The organism is Photobacterium alginatilyticum (genome assembly GCF_009910675.1).
Lineage (GTDB): Bacteria > Pseudomonadota > Gammaproteobacteria > Enterobacterales > Vibrionaceae > Photobacterium > Photobacterium alginatilyticum.
In genome coordinates, this window is the sequence record NZ_RSEJ01000007.1 from 42,262 (window position 1) to 57,465 (window position 15,204).

A 15,204-nucleotide genomic window follows, 5' to 3' on the forward strand; every position below is an offset into this window, starting at 1 on the left:
TTATTACTCACTTTATTGGCACTTATTGCACGATTGGGAACGACATGAAGTCAGGAAAAAATTATCGCGCACTGTGCGCTACACAATTCGATATTCCGCTTGGTGGATCACTCGTGATTGCTCTTGTTGGCGGCGGAGGAAAAACATCCGCGGCTTTTTGGCTTGCCAACCAATTCAAAAATCAAGGGCACTGCGTATTTGTCAGCACCACGACAAAAATGTATTTACCTGATAGCTATCAAGCTGACAACTTTATTAATCTTGAGCACAATCACAATCAACTAATACCATACTCACATCTTGATTTATCGGAACCAAGTATCACTTTTTGCTATAAAAACAAAATAGCCAGCAATAACAAAAGTGACAAAATTAAAGTGTCCGGAGTCACACCTGAACTCATCGATAAATTAAAAAATGACTCGCCTTTCACAGTTTTTATTATTGAGTCTGATGGCGCCAAATGTTTGCCCATAAAAGCTCCCGATAGGCATGAGCCTTGCATTCCAATTACTTCGGATATGGTTATCGGTGTAACTGGCGCAGAAGTTATTCACACTCGGGCTATCCCCGAGAGAATTCATCGATGGAACATTTTTTCTGCCCTTACCCAATGTTCAACTGGTGACATCATTGATCACCGGATATTAGGCAACCTGATTGAACATCAACAAGGAATGTTTAAGCACGCTCCTGAACAGGCCATCAAGATTTGGTTAATAAATAAAATAGACTTGGCCGCTAACTACTCAGCCCTAACCCAGTTAGCCCATAAGGTCATTAGTAATACCGCACATCTTGATGCCATCTGGCTAGCTGCAATGAACAGTCAGGCACCGATAAAAAACGTACTGACGAGAGATTAGCTAATCACCTCTCGTCGCGAGACATTGAGGTCATGATTGATGAACATTTTTGCTAAAGCCGCACAACTCGAAGAAGAGAACGTCCCATTTGCCCTGGCAAATATTATTGAAACCCGCGGCTCGGCACCGCGCCACTCTGGGCAGATGATCGTAAAGGCAGACGGTTCAATCATCGGGACAGTCGGTGGCGGGATGATTGAACGTTACGTTATCGAGCAGTCGCTGGAAGCGTTACAGGAAAGAAAGCCCCGCGTTGTAAAAGGACGGATGACCCGTTCAGGCCCGGACGCCATGGACATGGACTGTGGTGGCGCCATGAGTGTATTCATTGATGTTTATGGTCTTCGCCCCAGCCTGCTCCTGATTGGTGCCGGACATGTGAACCGCGCTGTTGCCCATGCTGCACATGTCCTCGGTTTTGATATTACCGTCGCCGATGCCTATGAAGAGAGCCTCGCCGAAGAACACTTTCCGGCTGGTACCAAGCGAATTCTAGGCAAGAACATGGAAGATGCTATCGACAAGCTCGATATCAACAAAGACAGTTTCGTGGTTATTGCCACCAACCACCAGGATCAGGATGCAATCACCAAAGTTGTTGACTGCGATACCCGGTATATTGGCCTGATGGCAAGCCGCCGCAAGGTACAAACCTTGTTTAACCACCTGCGAAAATGCAATGTCAGCGAAGCGCACATTCAGGCTATCCACTCCCCAATAGGCTTCAACATCGGTGCCGAAACCCCCGAAGAAATTGCCATCAGCATCATGGCAGAGATCCTCAAAGTGAAACATCAGTCTGCGGGCGGGTTGATGAAAGACGATACTCGCCTAAATCGTAATAAACTGGTTTTAATCCGTGGCGCAGGAGATATCGCTACTGGTGTTGCGATCCGCCTCAAAAATGCAGGATTTAAAGTGGTTATGACCGACATTTCGCAGCCAACTGTGATTCGCTGCACGGTCTCTTTTGCCCAGTGCCTGTACGGTAAACCTGCCGAAGTTGAAGGGATCACCGCCCAAAAAGCGAAAAGTTGCGAAGAAGTATTCAAGTTACTCGACGACAACAAAATCCCTGTCATGGTGGATGAAGATTGTTGCTCGCTTACCAGCCTAAAACCGACATTTGTTGTCGATGCCATTCTGGCCAAGCGTAATCTGGGCACAACACGAGACATGGCTCCAATCACTATCGCGCTCGGTCCGGGTTTTACCGCCGGCGAAGACTGCGATGCGGTTATCGAGACAAACCGGGGTCACTACCTCGGACGCATTATCTACAACGGTGTCACCCAGGCCAACACAGGGATCCCCGGTAATATTGCTGGCTACACCCACCAGCGTGTGCTGCGCGCTCCCTGTGACGGCATTATGCATAACCACGTCAAGCTCGGCGATATCGTAGAAGAAGGGGATGTTATTGCCCATATTGGCGACAGCCCGGTTGTTGCCCCGCTAGGCGGTATGGTGCGGGGACTGCTGAATGATGGGCTCACCGTCACGGAAGGATTCAAGATTGGTGATATTGACCCGAGAGGCATCGAGGCCGACTTCACCACCGTTTCTGACAAAGCCAGAGCAATCGGTGGCAGCGTACTCGAAGCCATGCTTCACCTCGAGCACACCGTGTTGAATTAAGTTTTAACTATAAATAGAAGTGAGTATCGCTATGAAAACACGTGGGTATATTCATCGTTTCGTCACCAGCTTCGTCCTGCTTTCAGCAGCAGCTATCGCCCTGAAAGGCTTCTTTCATCCCGAACAGACGGCGCTATTGCTGTTAGATACCGGGCTGGTGCCCGCCATGTATGCCGATGTACTGGCATTCTCACTTCCTTTTGCATTGGCCGTTTGTCTCTCGCTGGCCTTCTTCGAGCTGACCTCCATCGCCCCCATCGTGGCCTGCCTGGCGCTATATATGCTGCCGTCCGGGATCGCGCTGTACCAGGGGCTGCATTTTGACTGCGGCTGCTACCTGCCCGGATCTTTGGAATCACAAGTCTATAGCGAACTGGAACCGCAATTTATCGTCCTGCTGCTAATAACCTTCTTTACAGCCGGTCTGTACTATTTCAATAACCAGCGCCCAGTTCACAACAAAGCACACCTTACCTAAATACGGTGTGGTTATTAATTTTATTTCGTCACTTTTCGCCGCATTTTTGCGGCGAACTTCAACCAATAAGGACTTATCATGCCATTCAGCAAATCTCGTCTTCAGCGTCCTCGTCGTAGCTTCTGGCTCAATGCATTCATTTTGGCAGCAGGTCTTCTGATCTTGCCCCTAACCGCTAATGCCGGTTTGTTTTCCGGTAAGTTCGAAGCAGAAGTCCAAACAGAACAGGTTGCCATCAAGCTGCACAACGACACTCTGGCTGGCGGCTACCAGTTGATTGACACCCAAGGCCTGAAAGCCCTTCTCGACACCAAGGAAGAGGTATTGGTCGTCGATGCCATGCCGTATAAGGACAGCTACAAGAAAGAACATATTCCGTCGGCAATGCAGTTTGAATTCCCGATTGCCTCAATGCCAGAGTGGAAAGTAACTGGTACGGATGGTAAAACTCAGGAAAACTTCGCGGCTTTGCTTGGTACCGACAAAAACAAGACGCTCGTTTTCTACTGCGGGTTTGTTAAATGTGGCCGAAGCCACAATGCTGCCGCATGGGCCATCAAAATGGGCTACAACAACGTCTATCGCTACCCTGGCGGCATCTACGCATGGAAAGGTGCCGGTTTCGACACCGAAAGCGAATAAGTCAGTCTGATTAACTCAGCGCCTAAAGCATCAATAGCGAAAGCGGGAGAATACTCCCGCTTTTTTTGGCATTGAAACAGAGCTTGTAAACGATGAACAGTTCTCCCGAGAGAACATGGCTAGAAAGTGATCTGTGAATCTAGCGTCACCACAAGGTTATAGTTTTTAGTATCAATCAGGCCGACAGGAACAATGCCAAAGTTAAAGCTTAGCCAATCAATAGGAAGCATCCGAAGGTAAGGCTGGGCCAGAGGCACTACATCCATCCCCGACTCTTCCTTATAGCCAGTTACCCCACCCAGACGAATACCAAGCCCCATATAAGGATTCATGTCGTATTCAAATGTTTTGTAGGCAGCAACACTCTGACGCGAGTAGCTATTTTCAAAACCTATAACACCATAGCTAGCATATTCAACGCCAATGCCCAAATTGGTCTCGTTAAGGTCAATACATTGATTACTAGCGCAATAAAAATGTTTACTTGCCAGTGGCAATGTCACCCTGAGCTCGCTGGCGCTATTAGGCAAAGCAGCAAAGGCGAGTAATATCGCAAATGCTTTCTTCATGTTGGTTTCCTACGTTTTATTATTTTGAATACCACGCACCTCAGCCTTGGAGAGTTATTACTCCAATTTATTTTTATGGTGCCTTCAATGAGTTACTACATAGAATTAGAGGCGAATATCATCTATTGCTTTTATCTTATTGATATCAAGCAGCCTTCACTCTTTATTCTTGTATGACTTAATTGCGAAATTAATTAGAAAACAGGGAATTAAATTAAGATACTTCCCTTACAGCAAAATAATCCTATATTATCTGGATTCACGAGCATCAAATTATTCAATTAGTCACTTATTGAGTTCACCTCAGAACACAAAAGTTGCCATAAGACATTGATTTAAAGCGAAATAACAAAAGAGCTGCATATATGTATTTTTTCTTACCGTCCTAATTATGAAAATCGTCTTCTTATTAAGAATAAGCCTATGATGACGAATATTATTATTCAGTCAAATAAAAACTGACCGTTTTTTTACTTTATCAGTCTTGATAATGAGAAAAAGTACCAAACCTCACGCTAAGCTTTTGAGTGATAAAAAGTTTATTTACTCATATTATTTTGAGATATTCTGCGCAATTTTATTATTTTTTTGTCTTCCTCATCATGGATATAAAACCCAATGAATATTTATATTGTCATTTGCTTCTATAGGGTTTATTTCCACATATTCTAAACCACGCCAAATAATAGAGCATTAGCTCTTGTCAGGTTAATTCTATCACTCTATTTTTCTGCCAGAGCCCTTCCCTGTGACAAGCTGGAACCCTAGCTCTTTGATTTGTAAGCTAACTTTCAATACCGCTTTATCTGCATCAATGAAACAACACTAAACTTATCGTTTTTCGATAATTTTTTATTGAACTACGTCGTATCGAGTGTCAAGATATATACAAATCTACACGGGGAACTATGTATGTCTGTTCAAAATGCCATTCAAACACTTAGCCAGCGGCTTCTTATCCTACTTTGGGTAATCCTGCTATTTACACCGCTATCAATCACATTTATCTGGTTCTACGGAACACTTGTTGAGTCCGCCAGTGGGGTAAGCCTGGAGTTTTCGTTCGATGTCAGTTTGCCGCTGACTGTCGGAAAATCGTTAATGGGTTACCCGTTTGCTCTACTGCCATCACTCGTTTACATGGCAATCATCTGGCAGTTAATCTGCTTGTTCCGCCTCTATCAGTTAGGCGATGTATTCACACAAGCGAACGTTTCCTGCTTCAGGCGTATCGCTAACTTGATGATTGCGACACCTGTTATCAGCGTACTATCCGACATGCTGCTAGGTGCCGTTCTGTCTATTGGCCAGGAAAACTTTAATATAGGATTCACTATTGATGACAGTGACTTGACGATTTTACTGATTGGCCTTACGGTGCGTGCTATTTCGCACGTTATGACGCTGGCGAAGGATATTAAAGAAGAAAACGAGCTAACAGTTTAGGATAACAACATGCCAATTATCATTAATTTAGATGTAATGCTGGCAAAGAGAAAGATGCGCTCAAATGAACTCGCAGCCAAGATCGGTATTACAGAGCAAAATCTATCAGTACTCAAAAATGGTCGAGCCAAGGCACTCCGGCTGACAACGCTCGAAGCTATATGCAAGCACCTTAACTGTCAGCCCGGAGACATTCTCGAGTATAAAGGTGAAACAGATGCCAACGAGTAGATAAGCTATTTTCATACTCTCATACCAGACACAGATAACGGAAACACATACGGGACGATATCAAAACGTATGTGTTTCCATTGTTATCGGCAGAAAGCTAAAGCAAAACACGTTGAAGCCAATCCGAATCAAACTTAGCTAACGCAATGTTGCCATAATGTTAATTTAATTAGGTTTTACATTTATCTCTCCTACCGCTTTTTTCAAAATAATCTAAACCAAACCATCCTCAAGCCACTTCCAAAAACCACTAAAAAACGCCACCAAAGTGGTATTGCTCGTGGTAGCAATTTGTGGAAAAGCATACCTTTATCACATTCCTATCAATTATTTAAAATTAGTCAAAATTCACCCATCGAATACCATAAAAATAAAATGGTTATTTTTCATTAACCTACAAAAAATCCATTAATATTCTTTCACATTCAATAACATACGCTCGCATTTCTATATCTGCCATTCACACCCTCTCATTAGAATGAATAAAAAAACACGCGAGGTGAGTTTTATGACAGCAATAAAACAACAAGAATTGAGATCAACATTTCTTTACACATTTGTTATTTTCCCTGCACTTACAGCAGGTGCGGTAGGCCTTTATGGTTTGGCAGCGTGGCTGCTGTAAGGAAAAATAATGAAATCTATTAAGCAAATACTGCAACATTTCTTTACACCCAGTAAAACCATCGGTTTAGGTATTTTGATCCTGGCCGGCTTTGTTGGCGGTATCGGATTCTGGACGACTTTTGATGCCGGCCTTGAATACACCAATCAGGAACAATTCTGCATTGGTTGTCATGAAATGGAAAACAACGTCTACCAAGAACTACAAAGTACTATCCACTTTAAAAACCGTACCGGTGTACGCGCAACTTGTCCGGACTGCCATGTTCCGCACAATTTTACCGACAAGATAGCGCGTAAAGCTCAGGCTTCAATGGAGTTATGGGCCAAGCTGACCGGCGAAGTCGATACACCAGAGAAGTTCAGCAAAAAACGTCTGGAAATGGCGAAACGCGAATGGGCACGAATGTCTGAAAACGGCTCCGCCGAATGCCGCAGTTGCCATGACTATAACAGCATGGACTTTGACAAGATGTCGGCTGATGCCCGCGATCAGATGATGGATGCTGCCAAAAACGATCAAAGCTGCATCGACTGTCACAAAGGTATTGCTCACCACATGCCGGATATGTCCGCTGGCTACAAAGCCATTATGGATGATCTGAACACGCAGGCTCTGGAAACGTCGGTTCGTAGCGGGAACACCTACTATACGCTGCACAACAAGGAACTGTTCCTGGATCCAGAGATGACGAAAAAAGCGGGCTTGATGATCTCATCCGTGCCTGTGGAAGTCATTAACAGCCAAGGCGACGCCATTGAAGTCAAAATTACCGGTTGGCGCAAGAAAAAAGGCAGTGGCAAAATCATTATGCAAGACTTTGCCCGCAATATTCGTGTCGCTTCACTTCAGCGTAAAGTCGCCAAAACCAAAGGCTTCTTTAATGTCCTTGATGCTAAAGAAGACGAAGATACCAGCATCACCTGGCAGAACGTCGACTTTACCCTATGGACGGACAAAACCGACCTGGTCGAAGAGGTTGAGCCAATTTGGGAATATGCCAAGGAAGCCTACACCGCAACGTGCAGCCGTTGTCACTCACAACCTGCAGAGGCACATTTCGACTCAAACACCTGGGTAGGAATGTTCAAAGGCATGCTTGATTTCGCCGACTTCGAAAAAGAAGAAGAGCAAGTTGTTCTGCGCTACCTGCAGATGCACTCTTCGGACTATAGCAACGATCACTAACTAAGCTTGGAGGTCGTTATCGGCGCCCTCCTTCCCCTAAAACCAACCCGAATGGTTAGGATGCCTCTTGGCAAAAATTAATTATTCAGCTTGGTATCAATAATAACTGATAAGCGAGGCTATCATGAGTGGTTCAAGTTTTAACCTGAAACGCCGTGACTTTTTGAAAGGTATTACCGCCGGTGCCGCAGGCGTAGTTGTAGGCCCGAGTTTGCTAACTGCCAGCAAAGCGATGGCAGCTGAAGCGCCGCAGTGGAGACTGACAGGATCCCACTGGGGCGCATTCCGTGCTCGTATCGAAAATGGACGTGTAGCTGAAATTAAGCCGTTTGAGCTAGATACCCACCCAACTGACATGCTTAACGGCATGAAAGGGATGATCTACAACCCATCCCGTGTCCGCTACCCTATGGTACGCGTCGATTGGCTGAAAAATGGCAGCAAGAGCGACACCAGCAAACGCGGCGACAACCGTTTTGTTCGTGTAAGCTGGGATAAGGCCCTGGATCTTTTCCACAGTGAACTGAACCGTGTTCAGAAGACTTACGGCTCTTCGGCACTGCACGCAGGTCAAACCGGCTGGCGTTCCACTGGTGCTCTGCACAGTGCCGGTAACCATATGCAGCGCGCTATTGCCTACCACGGTTCATTTACCAAAAAAGTCGGTGACTACTCGACAGGTGCCGGTCAGCACATCCTTCCTTACGTACTGGGCAACTCTGAAGTTTATGCGCAAGGTACGTCTTGGCAGCACATCCTGAACGAGACCAAGTTCCTGGTACTTTGGGCCAACGATCCGGTGAAAAACCTGCAGGTAGGCTGGAACTGTGAGACTCACGAAGCCTATCCACACCTGGACACTCTGAAAGCCAAAATTGCCAGCGGTGACATCCGCGTGATCAGCATTGATCCGGTAGCCACCAAGACCCAGAAGTTCCTAGGTTGTGAACAAATGCGCATCAACCCGCAAACTGACGTTGCCCTGATGATGGCGATTGCCCATACCCTGGCAACTGAAGATCTGGCTGACGTCGATTTCCTTGACGAATACACAATGGGTTATGAGAAGTTTGTTCCTTACCTGATGGGTAAAACCGAGGACAAGATCGAGAAGACACCTGAGTGGGCTGCCAAGATCTGTGGCGTACCAGCTGACGACATCCGCCAGCTAGCCCGTGCGATGGCAGCAGACCGTACTCAGCTAATGCTAGGCTGGTGTGTACAGCGTCAGCAGCATGGTGAGCAGCCTTACTGGATGGCAGCGGTGCTAGCCTCAATGCTCGGTCAAATCGGTCTTCCTGGCGGCGGTATCTCTTACGCCCACCACTATAGCTCTATCGGTGTACCGTCTTCGGGTGCTGCGGGTCCGGGTGCATTCCCTTCTACACCGGATAAAGGCTACAAGCCTGTTTACGGTGAGAAGTTTAACGGCTTCAGCAAAGTAATCCCTGTTGCGCGCTGGGTGGATTGTCTGGTTAATCCGGGCGAGACCATCGACTATAACGGTAAGAAGGTAAAACTGCCTGAAATCAAGATGATGGTATTCAGCGGTAACAACCCGTGGCATCACCACCAGGATCGCAACCGCATGAAACAGGCACAGCAATCGCTGGAAACAGTGGTTTCTGTGGATTACCGCTGGACAGCAACATGCCGTTTCTCTGACATCGTTCTGCCGGCAACAACGCCATTCGAGCGTAACGATATCGATGTGTACGGCTCCTATTCTGCCCGCGGTATTATTGCGATGCAGAAGCTAGTTGAGCCTCAGTTCGAGGCAAAGAGCGACTTCGAAATCTTCAGCGAGCTAACCAAGCGTTTCGGCAAAGATCGTGAGTACACCCGCGGCATGAATGAAATGCAGTGGCTGAAGGAGATCTACAAAAACTGCCGCAAAGCCAACAAAGGCAAGTTTGAGATGCCGGAGTTCGAGAAGTTCTGGGAAGAAGGATTTGTTGAATTTGGCAAGGGCAAGCCTTGGGTTCGCCACGCCGACTTCCGCGAGGATCCGGAAGAGTACGCATTGGGTACCGCTTCAGGCCTGATCGAAATCTTCTCAAACAAGATTGCGAAATACGGCTATAACGACTGTAAGGGCCACCCTATGTGGTTTGAAAAAGTCGAACGTAGCCACGGTGGCCCGGGCTCTGATAAGTACCCACTTCAGTTGCAGTCCTGTCACCCGGATCAACGCCTGCACTCGCAGCTATGTGAATCGGAAGAATACCGTGCAACCTATACTGTTCAGGGCCGTGAACCAATTTACATGAGCCCTGAAGATGCAAAAGCACGTGGTATTAAAGACGGCGACATCGTTCGTGTACACAATGATCGTGGTCAACTACTGGCCGGTGCCGTTGTAACTCCGGATTATATGCCTGGCGTGATGCGTATCTATGAAGGTGCCTGGTACGGTCCTCAGGATGAGAAAGTCGGCTCGCTTGATACCTACGGCGATCCTAATACACTGAGCCTGGACTTGGGTGCTTCTAAGCTATCTCAGGCAACCAGTGCGCATACCTGTATCGTTGAAGTTGAGAAGTTCGCTGGCAAAGCACCTGCAGTTACCGCTTTTGGCGGCCCGCAGGAAGTTGAAGCCTAATATTTCTCACACTGACCTCTAAGATCAAAGCCTCACTTATGCGAGGCTTTTTCTTGATTACCGTTCAATCTAAATAGATCTCAAGCAGCCTGACAGAACGAACCAACACTGTCAGCGCTGCTCTATTCTGGAGTTCCCATGCAAGAGTTAATTGATTTCAACGAGCAACGTGCAGAAATCTACTGGTGGTTATCTTCTCTTCTCGCGAGAGAATTGACAGAAGATGATATCAACCACTATTTAGGCCACGAAATGCACACCTTCTTATCTGGCCTTGGAAAAACACCAGAGCTAAAGCAGCCCGTCGATGCATTTCGTGATGCACTAAAACGCCTCGAGACGCGTGAAGATGCACAGCTTGAACTCGCTGCTGATTTCTGCGGCCTGTTTCTGAGTACGCCAAAAACCGGTGCCCTTCCCTATGCCTCAATATACGTAGGAGAAAGCGGATTGCTCAATGATAAGCCGGCGCAGGATATGAACACGCTGATGAGTGGATACAATATTGCCCAACGCAAAGAGTTTAACGAACCGGCAGATCATGTAGCAGTCGAACTCGACTTTATGGGTAACCTGATCATTCTTGCCAATAATCAGGAAAGTGAAGAAAAAGCCGAACCGGTGATGCAAGCACAGCTTAATTTCATCAATACCATGCTGCTAAACTGGTTACCCACTTTTGCCAAGTCCTGCGAGTCACGCGATAGCTTCGGTTTCTACGCTGCTGCAGCAAATCTGCTGGTTGCGTTCTGCAAACTCGATGGCGCATTTCTTTCAGGCGAAGATAAATAGCCCAATCAATCTCAGCTGAGACCAGACTACTCTGCCGCTTATGGTGCACGTTGGGTAAATACTGATCAGACAAATTTGTGATTCAGGCAAATTCATCCTGACGCTTAGAGTGTTAGGCTATGAAAATCAAACCCTTAAGGACAGCAACATGAAACAAGCACCAATTAAAGACTTAATCACTTTTGAAGATTTTGAGAAGCTCGACATTCGTGCCGGTACCATTACCGCCGTATCTGAAGTAGAAAAATCAGATAAACTAATGAAGCTGACGGTAGACTTCGGCGATCACGTTCGCTCTATTCTTGCCGGTATCAAACAGGAGCGCGAAGATCCGTATGAAATTGAAGGTAAACAAGCGCTGTTTGTGGTGAATTTACCTGAACGAAAAATGGCCGGAGAAGTCTCTCAAGGAATGCTGTTTGATATTGGCTATGCTGATAAAATTACTCCTTGTCTGTTAATGCCAGAAAAGCCTATCCCTAACGGCTGCAGAGCAGGATAAGTTAAGAAGAGTGCCCAACTCAATCGTATTTGGGCACTGAAATACGGCTTGGTCGGCTATGCCTCTACAACGTATATTCCTGCACTAATTTCTCTTGCGGCATTGGTTTGGCAATATAAAACCCTTGTGAGAAATCACACCCTTGTGCAATCAGATAATCCAGCTGCTCCTGATTCTCTACACCTTCCGCGACGGTTTTGAGCCCAAGCACATCGGCTATCGAAATAATCGCACTGACCAGCTTGGCGGCTTCTTCCTCACCGGCAATATCGCCGATAAAAGAACGGTCAATTTTCAACGTATCAAACGGGAAGCGCCGTAAATAACTCAGTGAGGAATAACCGGTTCCGAAATCATCGATCGCCAGGCGTACGCCCATCTCAGCCAGTTCCTCCAGAGTTTTTCGGTTACCCTCAGGATCATCCAACAGCACGCTCTCAGTGATCTCCAGCTCAAGTGACGTCGGTGATAACCCTGACTCTTCCAGCACCTGCGCTATAGTCTGAACAAAATCAGCCGTCTTTAACTGATGGCCGGAGACGTTAACCGCCACGTATTGTGGCATCCCTTCGTCATTCTGCCATTGCCTGGCCTGCATGCAGGCAGTCTTTAATACCCAGTGACCAATATCCACAATAAGCCCTGTTGATTCAGCCACGGGAATAAACTCAGCAGGACTAACGTGTCCAAGCTCCGGGTTATGCCAACGCAATAACGCTTCGGCGCCGACAACCTCACAGTTGGTTGTGGCGACCAAAGGTTGATAGAACAGTGTAAACTCGTCACGCTCGAGCGCCCGCTTCAACTCTGTTTCCAGCTTTAGCTGTGCCTGAGTCTGTTCATTCATTTGTGTCGTATAAAAATAAAACTGGTTACGCCCCGCTTCCTTACTTTTATACATCGCTATGTCAGCATTGTGTATCAACTGCTCATAGTTCAATCCGTCTTCAGGAAACAATGTAATACCGACGCTGGCACTGATTGATACTTCACTCCCATCAAGTAACAAAGGCATTGCACATGCTTCGGTCACTTTCCTGGCTACCCGCTCGGCATCAGAGATACCTTTCAGTCCCGGCAGGATGATGGTGAATTCGTCGCCCCCCAAACGAGCGACGGTATCGCTTTCACGTACACATCCAGACAAACGCCTGGCGACCTCAACCAGCAGTTGATCCCCGGCACGGTGACCAAGGCTATCATTCACATTCTTGAACAGGTCTAAATCAATAAACAGCAGAGCAACTAAGTTTTGTTCCTGCTCAGCCGTTTCCAAAGCTCGATCCAGCCGCTCGAAAGCCAGTACCCGGTTTGGTAGTCCGGTTAAGTTGTCATAATTGGCCTGATGGTAAAGCTGGTTTTCATAGCGCTTGCGCTCGGTAAGATCATAGATACTGAGCACAAGGGCCCTTTCCCCTTCATGGTCAACCTGCCGAAATGAAAGTGATGCCCAAAAAATCTCCCCGCTGGACTTCTTCATCTGCAGTTCTAGATTATCAAGACGTTGTTGGTCACCAATGACAGACAAGAATGATTGAGTTTCATCTGAATTTTGGAACACATCATCAATACCCCGCCCAAGAATGGATGCCCCCGACAGACTGAAGAATTCATGAGCTTGGCCATTTGCATAGAGAAACTCGTTAGCATTGAGTTTGAGCATCATCACGGCAGTTGGCGCAGCCTGAGCGATCGCATGAAACTGTTGCTGTATTTCTTGTAGTGTCTTGCTTATCTGCCACTGCTTGTAGCTTTCGCGAAACTGCAACCACATACTCAGGCCGACCCCGCCAGCCAGTATAACGGTCAGCATCATAAAGAGTTTCGCACTCTGATTTTGCCCTTGTTCATAGGCGCTCAACCGAAGCCACAAACTACCAGGCGTTGGCTTAATCGGAACTATTTTAGATAAGCTTGCCGTATTTTGACCGTCACTCTTCTGATAGAAAACATCTCCTGTCGTGTTAAGCACTTCTATTTCATAACGTGAGGCTAACACTTGTGAGATCTCGCTTTCGACCAGCTCCTTGATCGAGTACACGCCTCCCAAAGTGCCCAGAAACTCGCCATCCTTAAAGATCGGAACATACAGTTCAAACGCCGCTTTTCCCTGAATAACCATAAACGGCTTGGTATAAGTGGGTTTGTGACTTTTATAAGCCAGTCTTGATGCTCGTTCAGGCTCAGGCAAAGAGAGTTTAAGGCCTAGTACCTGCTGGTTGCCTTCAAGTGGTGCAGTATGACGAATAACAAATTCACTATCGGCCCAAGTGACATTGATCAATCCTGCGTGGTCATTGACATAACGAGATACTCTGGCCTGAAAAGAGGAAATATCAAGGCTACCATGTGCCAGTTCCTGCGCGATTAACAACAAATATTCTCGATCCGCATCTAGCTTACGCTCAAGGTTACTGGTTACTTGCCCTATTGATCGGGTGAGTTGATACTTTTGCACCATATCATCACTCCCCTTCATAAAGCTGTTAAAGCCGATCACTGCGGCAATAATTGCCGTCGAGGTCATCAAGGGGGACAGCCAGCCGGGTGCTGAGAATGAGGTATAGATAGAATAGTTGGTCTGAGATTTCGGCTGCGGTGTACTTTTCTGTAAATAGGTGCTATCTATCAGCGGTTTCTTGCTTACCGGAAGCAACTTAAATCCAAGCCCGCATAGCAATACTAGAAACGCTGCCGTTATTGTTTTAAAGACCAACAGCTTGGTTATGCTGCTACTGCTCGGTAACGGAATTGCCGCTATCTCCCAGTAACCATCTGGCATATTGACCTGCTTGATCAATTCCGACTGTTCAAATACTTGGGGTGAACCAAAGAAAACCTGTTTCTGGCTATCCCTGATCGCCATAGCAAGATTAGTTTCCGCTTCCATCATTCCCGCTTCTTCAATAATTGGCACCATATCTAGCACCATACTGACAAGCCCCCAGTAACCACCATCATATATGGCTTTTCGAGCTACAAACCCCAATCCACCCTGGCGAAGTTCGTACGGATCTGAATGCGCTATATCTCGACTGCTAATCGCCCGCAAAGAAACCGTTCTGACACCTGCTTGATAATCATTAATCAAATCATGGCCCAATGCCCTCTCATTGCCTGCCAACGGGAAAACAAAACTAATCACACCTCCGGGAGCAATGGCAAAATTGCGGATACCTTTTTCAGAGGAACGCAATCCGGCCAAAAAAGTCTTGGCCTGTTTTTCAGACTCTGCAGTAAGGGTCTTATAGTGGACAATGTCGGTTTCAACAAATGATGACAAGGCGTGGAGTAACGTCAGGCGATTATCCACAGCGGAGGTAAGGCTCTGAGCATACTGATTAAGCTCTGCACGCGTCTCAACCATCGACTCATGTTGAAGGTAGGACTCATACCAGCGAACAAACTGCCACCAGACACCAAAACATAACAAAACAACAAGCAAAAAAGCAGCATGCCGCCTGAAAACTGCAAAATAGTCTGCTCTTGTAATAGACGACACCATGTCCATCATATTGAAAGTTCTTCTTTTTTTATCGAGTCGTGATATGCACTCAACCAGTGCCCGCGCAATGAGAAAAAGCATTATAGACGGGTAAAAGATAAGCACAAATATGACACCAAG

General features: G+C 46.6%; 13 protein-coding genes. 11 read left to right on the forward strand and 2 right to left on the reverse strand.

What is annotated here, in order from left to right; genetic code table 11:
- The first annotated feature begins 44 nt into the window (after positions 1-44).
- The 4 genes from yqeC (at position 45) to EIZ48_RS08485 (ending at position 3,624) form a co-directional block, all read left to right on the forward strand.
- A complete protein-coding gene (gene yqeC / locus EIZ48_RS08470) occupies positions 45-866 on the forward strand; it encodes a selenium cofactor biosynthesis protein YqeC (protein ID WP_160650090.1) in 822 nt (273 codons plus the stop codon).
- Positions 867-905: 39 nt separating this feature from the next.
- On the forward strand, positions 906-2,504 hold the full coding sequence (gene yqeB / locus EIZ48_RS08475) for a selenium-dependent molybdenum cofactor biosynthesis protein YqeB (protein ID WP_160650091.1): 1,599 nt from the start codon (positions 906-908) through the stop codon (positions 2,502-2,504).
- Between the two features lie 31 nt (positions 2,505-2,535).
- Positions 2,536-2,982 (forward strand): MauE/DoxX family redox-associated membrane protein, encoded by a 447-nt coding sequence (locus tag EIZ48_RS08480; RefSeq protein WP_160650092.1) that lies wholly within the window; start codon positions 2,536-2,538, stop codon positions 2,980-2,982.
- Positions 2,983-3,060: 78 nt separating this feature from the next.
- Positions 3,061-3,624 (forward strand): rhodanese-like domain-containing protein, encoded by a 564-nt coding sequence (locus tag EIZ48_RS08485; RefSeq protein ID WP_160650093.1) that lies wholly within the window; start codon positions 3,061-3,063, stop codon positions 3,622-3,624.
- Positions 3,625-3,743: 119 nt separating this feature from the next.
- Here EIZ48_RS08485 and EIZ48_RS08490 read toward each other — a convergent pair whose 3' ends face one another.
- Complete coding sequence (locus tag EIZ48_RS08490; protein ID WP_160650094.1) at positions 3,744-4,193, reverse strand: hypothetical protein; 450 nt, start codon at positions 4,191-4,193, stop codon at positions 3,744-3,746.
- Positions 4,194-5,105: 912 nt separating this feature from the next.
- Here EIZ48_RS08490 and EIZ48_RS08495 point away from each other — a divergent pair.
- The 7 genes from EIZ48_RS08495 (at position 5,106) to EIZ48_RS08525 (ending at position 11,579) form a co-directional block, all read left to right on the forward strand.
- A complete protein-coding gene (locus tag EIZ48_RS08495) occupies positions 5,106-5,639 on the forward strand; it encodes a DUF2975 domain-containing protein (RefSeq protein ID WP_160650095.1) in 534 nt (177 codons plus the stop codon).
- Between the two features lie 9 nt (positions 5,640-5,648).
- Positions 5,649-5,870 carry a helix-turn-helix domain-containing protein gene (locus EIZ48_RS08500; protein WP_160650096.1) on the forward strand — a complete coding sequence of 74 codons (222 nt, stop codon included), beginning with the start codon at positions 5,649-5,651 and terminating at the stop codon, positions 5,868-5,870.
- Between the two features lie 508 nt (positions 5,871-6,378).
- Positions 6,379-6,495: a hypothetical protein gene (locus tag EIZ48_RS08505; RefSeq protein WP_160650097.1), complete on the forward strand. Its 117-nt coding sequence runs from the start codon at positions 6,379-6,381 to the stop codon at positions 6,493-6,495.
- Between the two features lie 9 nt (positions 6,496-6,504).
- Positions 6,505-7,683, forward strand: a complete 1,179-nt coding sequence (gene torC / locus EIZ48_RS08510; RefSeq protein ID WP_160650099.1) for a pentaheme c-type cytochrome TorC — start codon at positions 6,505-6,507, stop codon at positions 7,681-7,683.
- Positions 7,684-7,807: 124 nt separating this feature from the next.
- The gene (gene torA, locus EIZ48_RS08515) at positions 7,808-10,285 is read left to right on the forward strand and encodes a trimethylamine-N-oxide reductase TorA (protein ID WP_160650101.1); all 2,478 of its coding nucleotides are present in this window, start codon (positions 7,808-7,810) and stop codon (positions 10,283-10,285) included.
- A gap of 138 nt (positions 10,286-10,423) precedes the next feature.
- Entirely contained in the window at positions 10,424-11,077 is a 654-nt protein-coding gene (torD, locus tag EIZ48_RS08520) for a molecular chaperone TorD (RefSeq protein ID WP_160650103.1), read from the forward strand.
- Between the two features lie 148 nt (positions 11,078-11,225).
- Positions 11,226-11,579: a tRNA-binding protein gene (locus tag EIZ48_RS08525; RefSeq protein WP_160650105.1), complete on the forward strand. Its 354-nt coding sequence runs from the start codon at positions 11,226-11,228 to the stop codon at positions 11,577-11,579.
- A 64-nt stretch (positions 11,580-11,643) separates the two neighbouring features.
- On the opposite strand, the gene EIZ48_RS08530 is transcribed toward EIZ48_RS08525, so the two are convergent.
- Positions 11,644-15,093: an EAL domain-containing protein gene (locus tag EIZ48_RS08530; RefSeq protein ID WP_160650107.1), complete on the reverse strand. Its 3,450-nt coding sequence runs from the start codon at positions 15,091-15,093 to the stop codon at positions 11,644-11,646.
- Between the last annotated feature and the right edge of the window lie 111 nt (positions 15,094-15,204).

Excerpts from the sequence above, each read along its gene's own strand:
- yqeC (WP_160650090.1), top strand. The coding sequence starts at position 45 with ATGAAGTCAGGAAAAAATTATCGCGCACTGTGCGCTACACAATTCGAT.
- yqeB (WP_160650091.1), top strand. The coding sequence starts at position 906 with ATGAACATTTTTGCTAAAGCCGCACAACTCGAAGAAGAGAACGTCCCA.
- EIZ48_RS08480 (WP_160650092.1), top strand. The coding sequence starts at position 2,536 with ATGAAAACACGTGGGTATATTCATCGTTTCGTCACCAGCTTCGTCCTG.
- EIZ48_RS08485 (WP_160650093.1), top strand. The coding sequence starts at position 3,061 with ATGCCATTCAGCAAATCTCGTCTTCAGCGTCCTCGTCGTAGCTTCTGG.
- EIZ48_RS08490 (WP_160650094.1), bottom strand. The coding sequence starts at position 4,193 with ATGAAGAAAGCATTTGCGATATTACTCGCCTTTGCTGCTTTGCCTAAT.
- EIZ48_RS08495 (WP_160650095.1), top strand. The coding sequence starts at position 5,106 with ATGTCTGTTCAAAATGCCATTCAAACACTTAGCCAGCGGCTTCTTATC.
- EIZ48_RS08500 (WP_160650096.1), top strand. The coding sequence starts at position 5,649 with ATGCCAATTATCATTAATTTAGATGTAATGCTGGCAAAGAGAAAGATG.
- EIZ48_RS08505 (WP_160650097.1), top strand. The coding sequence starts at position 6,379 with ATGACAGCAATAAAACAACAAGAATTGAGATCAACATTTCTTTACACA.
- torC (WP_160650099.1), top strand. The coding sequence starts at position 6,505 with ATGAAATCTATTAAGCAAATACTGCAACATTTCTTTACACCCAGTAAA.
- torA (WP_160650101.1), top strand. The coding sequence starts at position 7,808 with ATGAGTGGTTCAAGTTTTAACCTGAAACGCCGTGACTTTTTGAAAGGT.
- torD (WP_160650103.1), top strand. The coding sequence starts at position 10,424 with ATGCAAGAGTTAATTGATTTCAACGAGCAACGTGCAGAAATCTACTGG.
- EIZ48_RS08525 (WP_160650105.1), top strand. The coding sequence starts at position 11,226 with ATGAAACAAGCACCAATTAAAGACTTAATCACTTTTGAAGATTTTGAG.
- EIZ48_RS08530 (WP_160650107.1), bottom strand. The coding sequence starts at position 15,093 with ATGATGGACATGGTGTCGTCTATTACAAGAGCAGACTATTTTGCAGTT.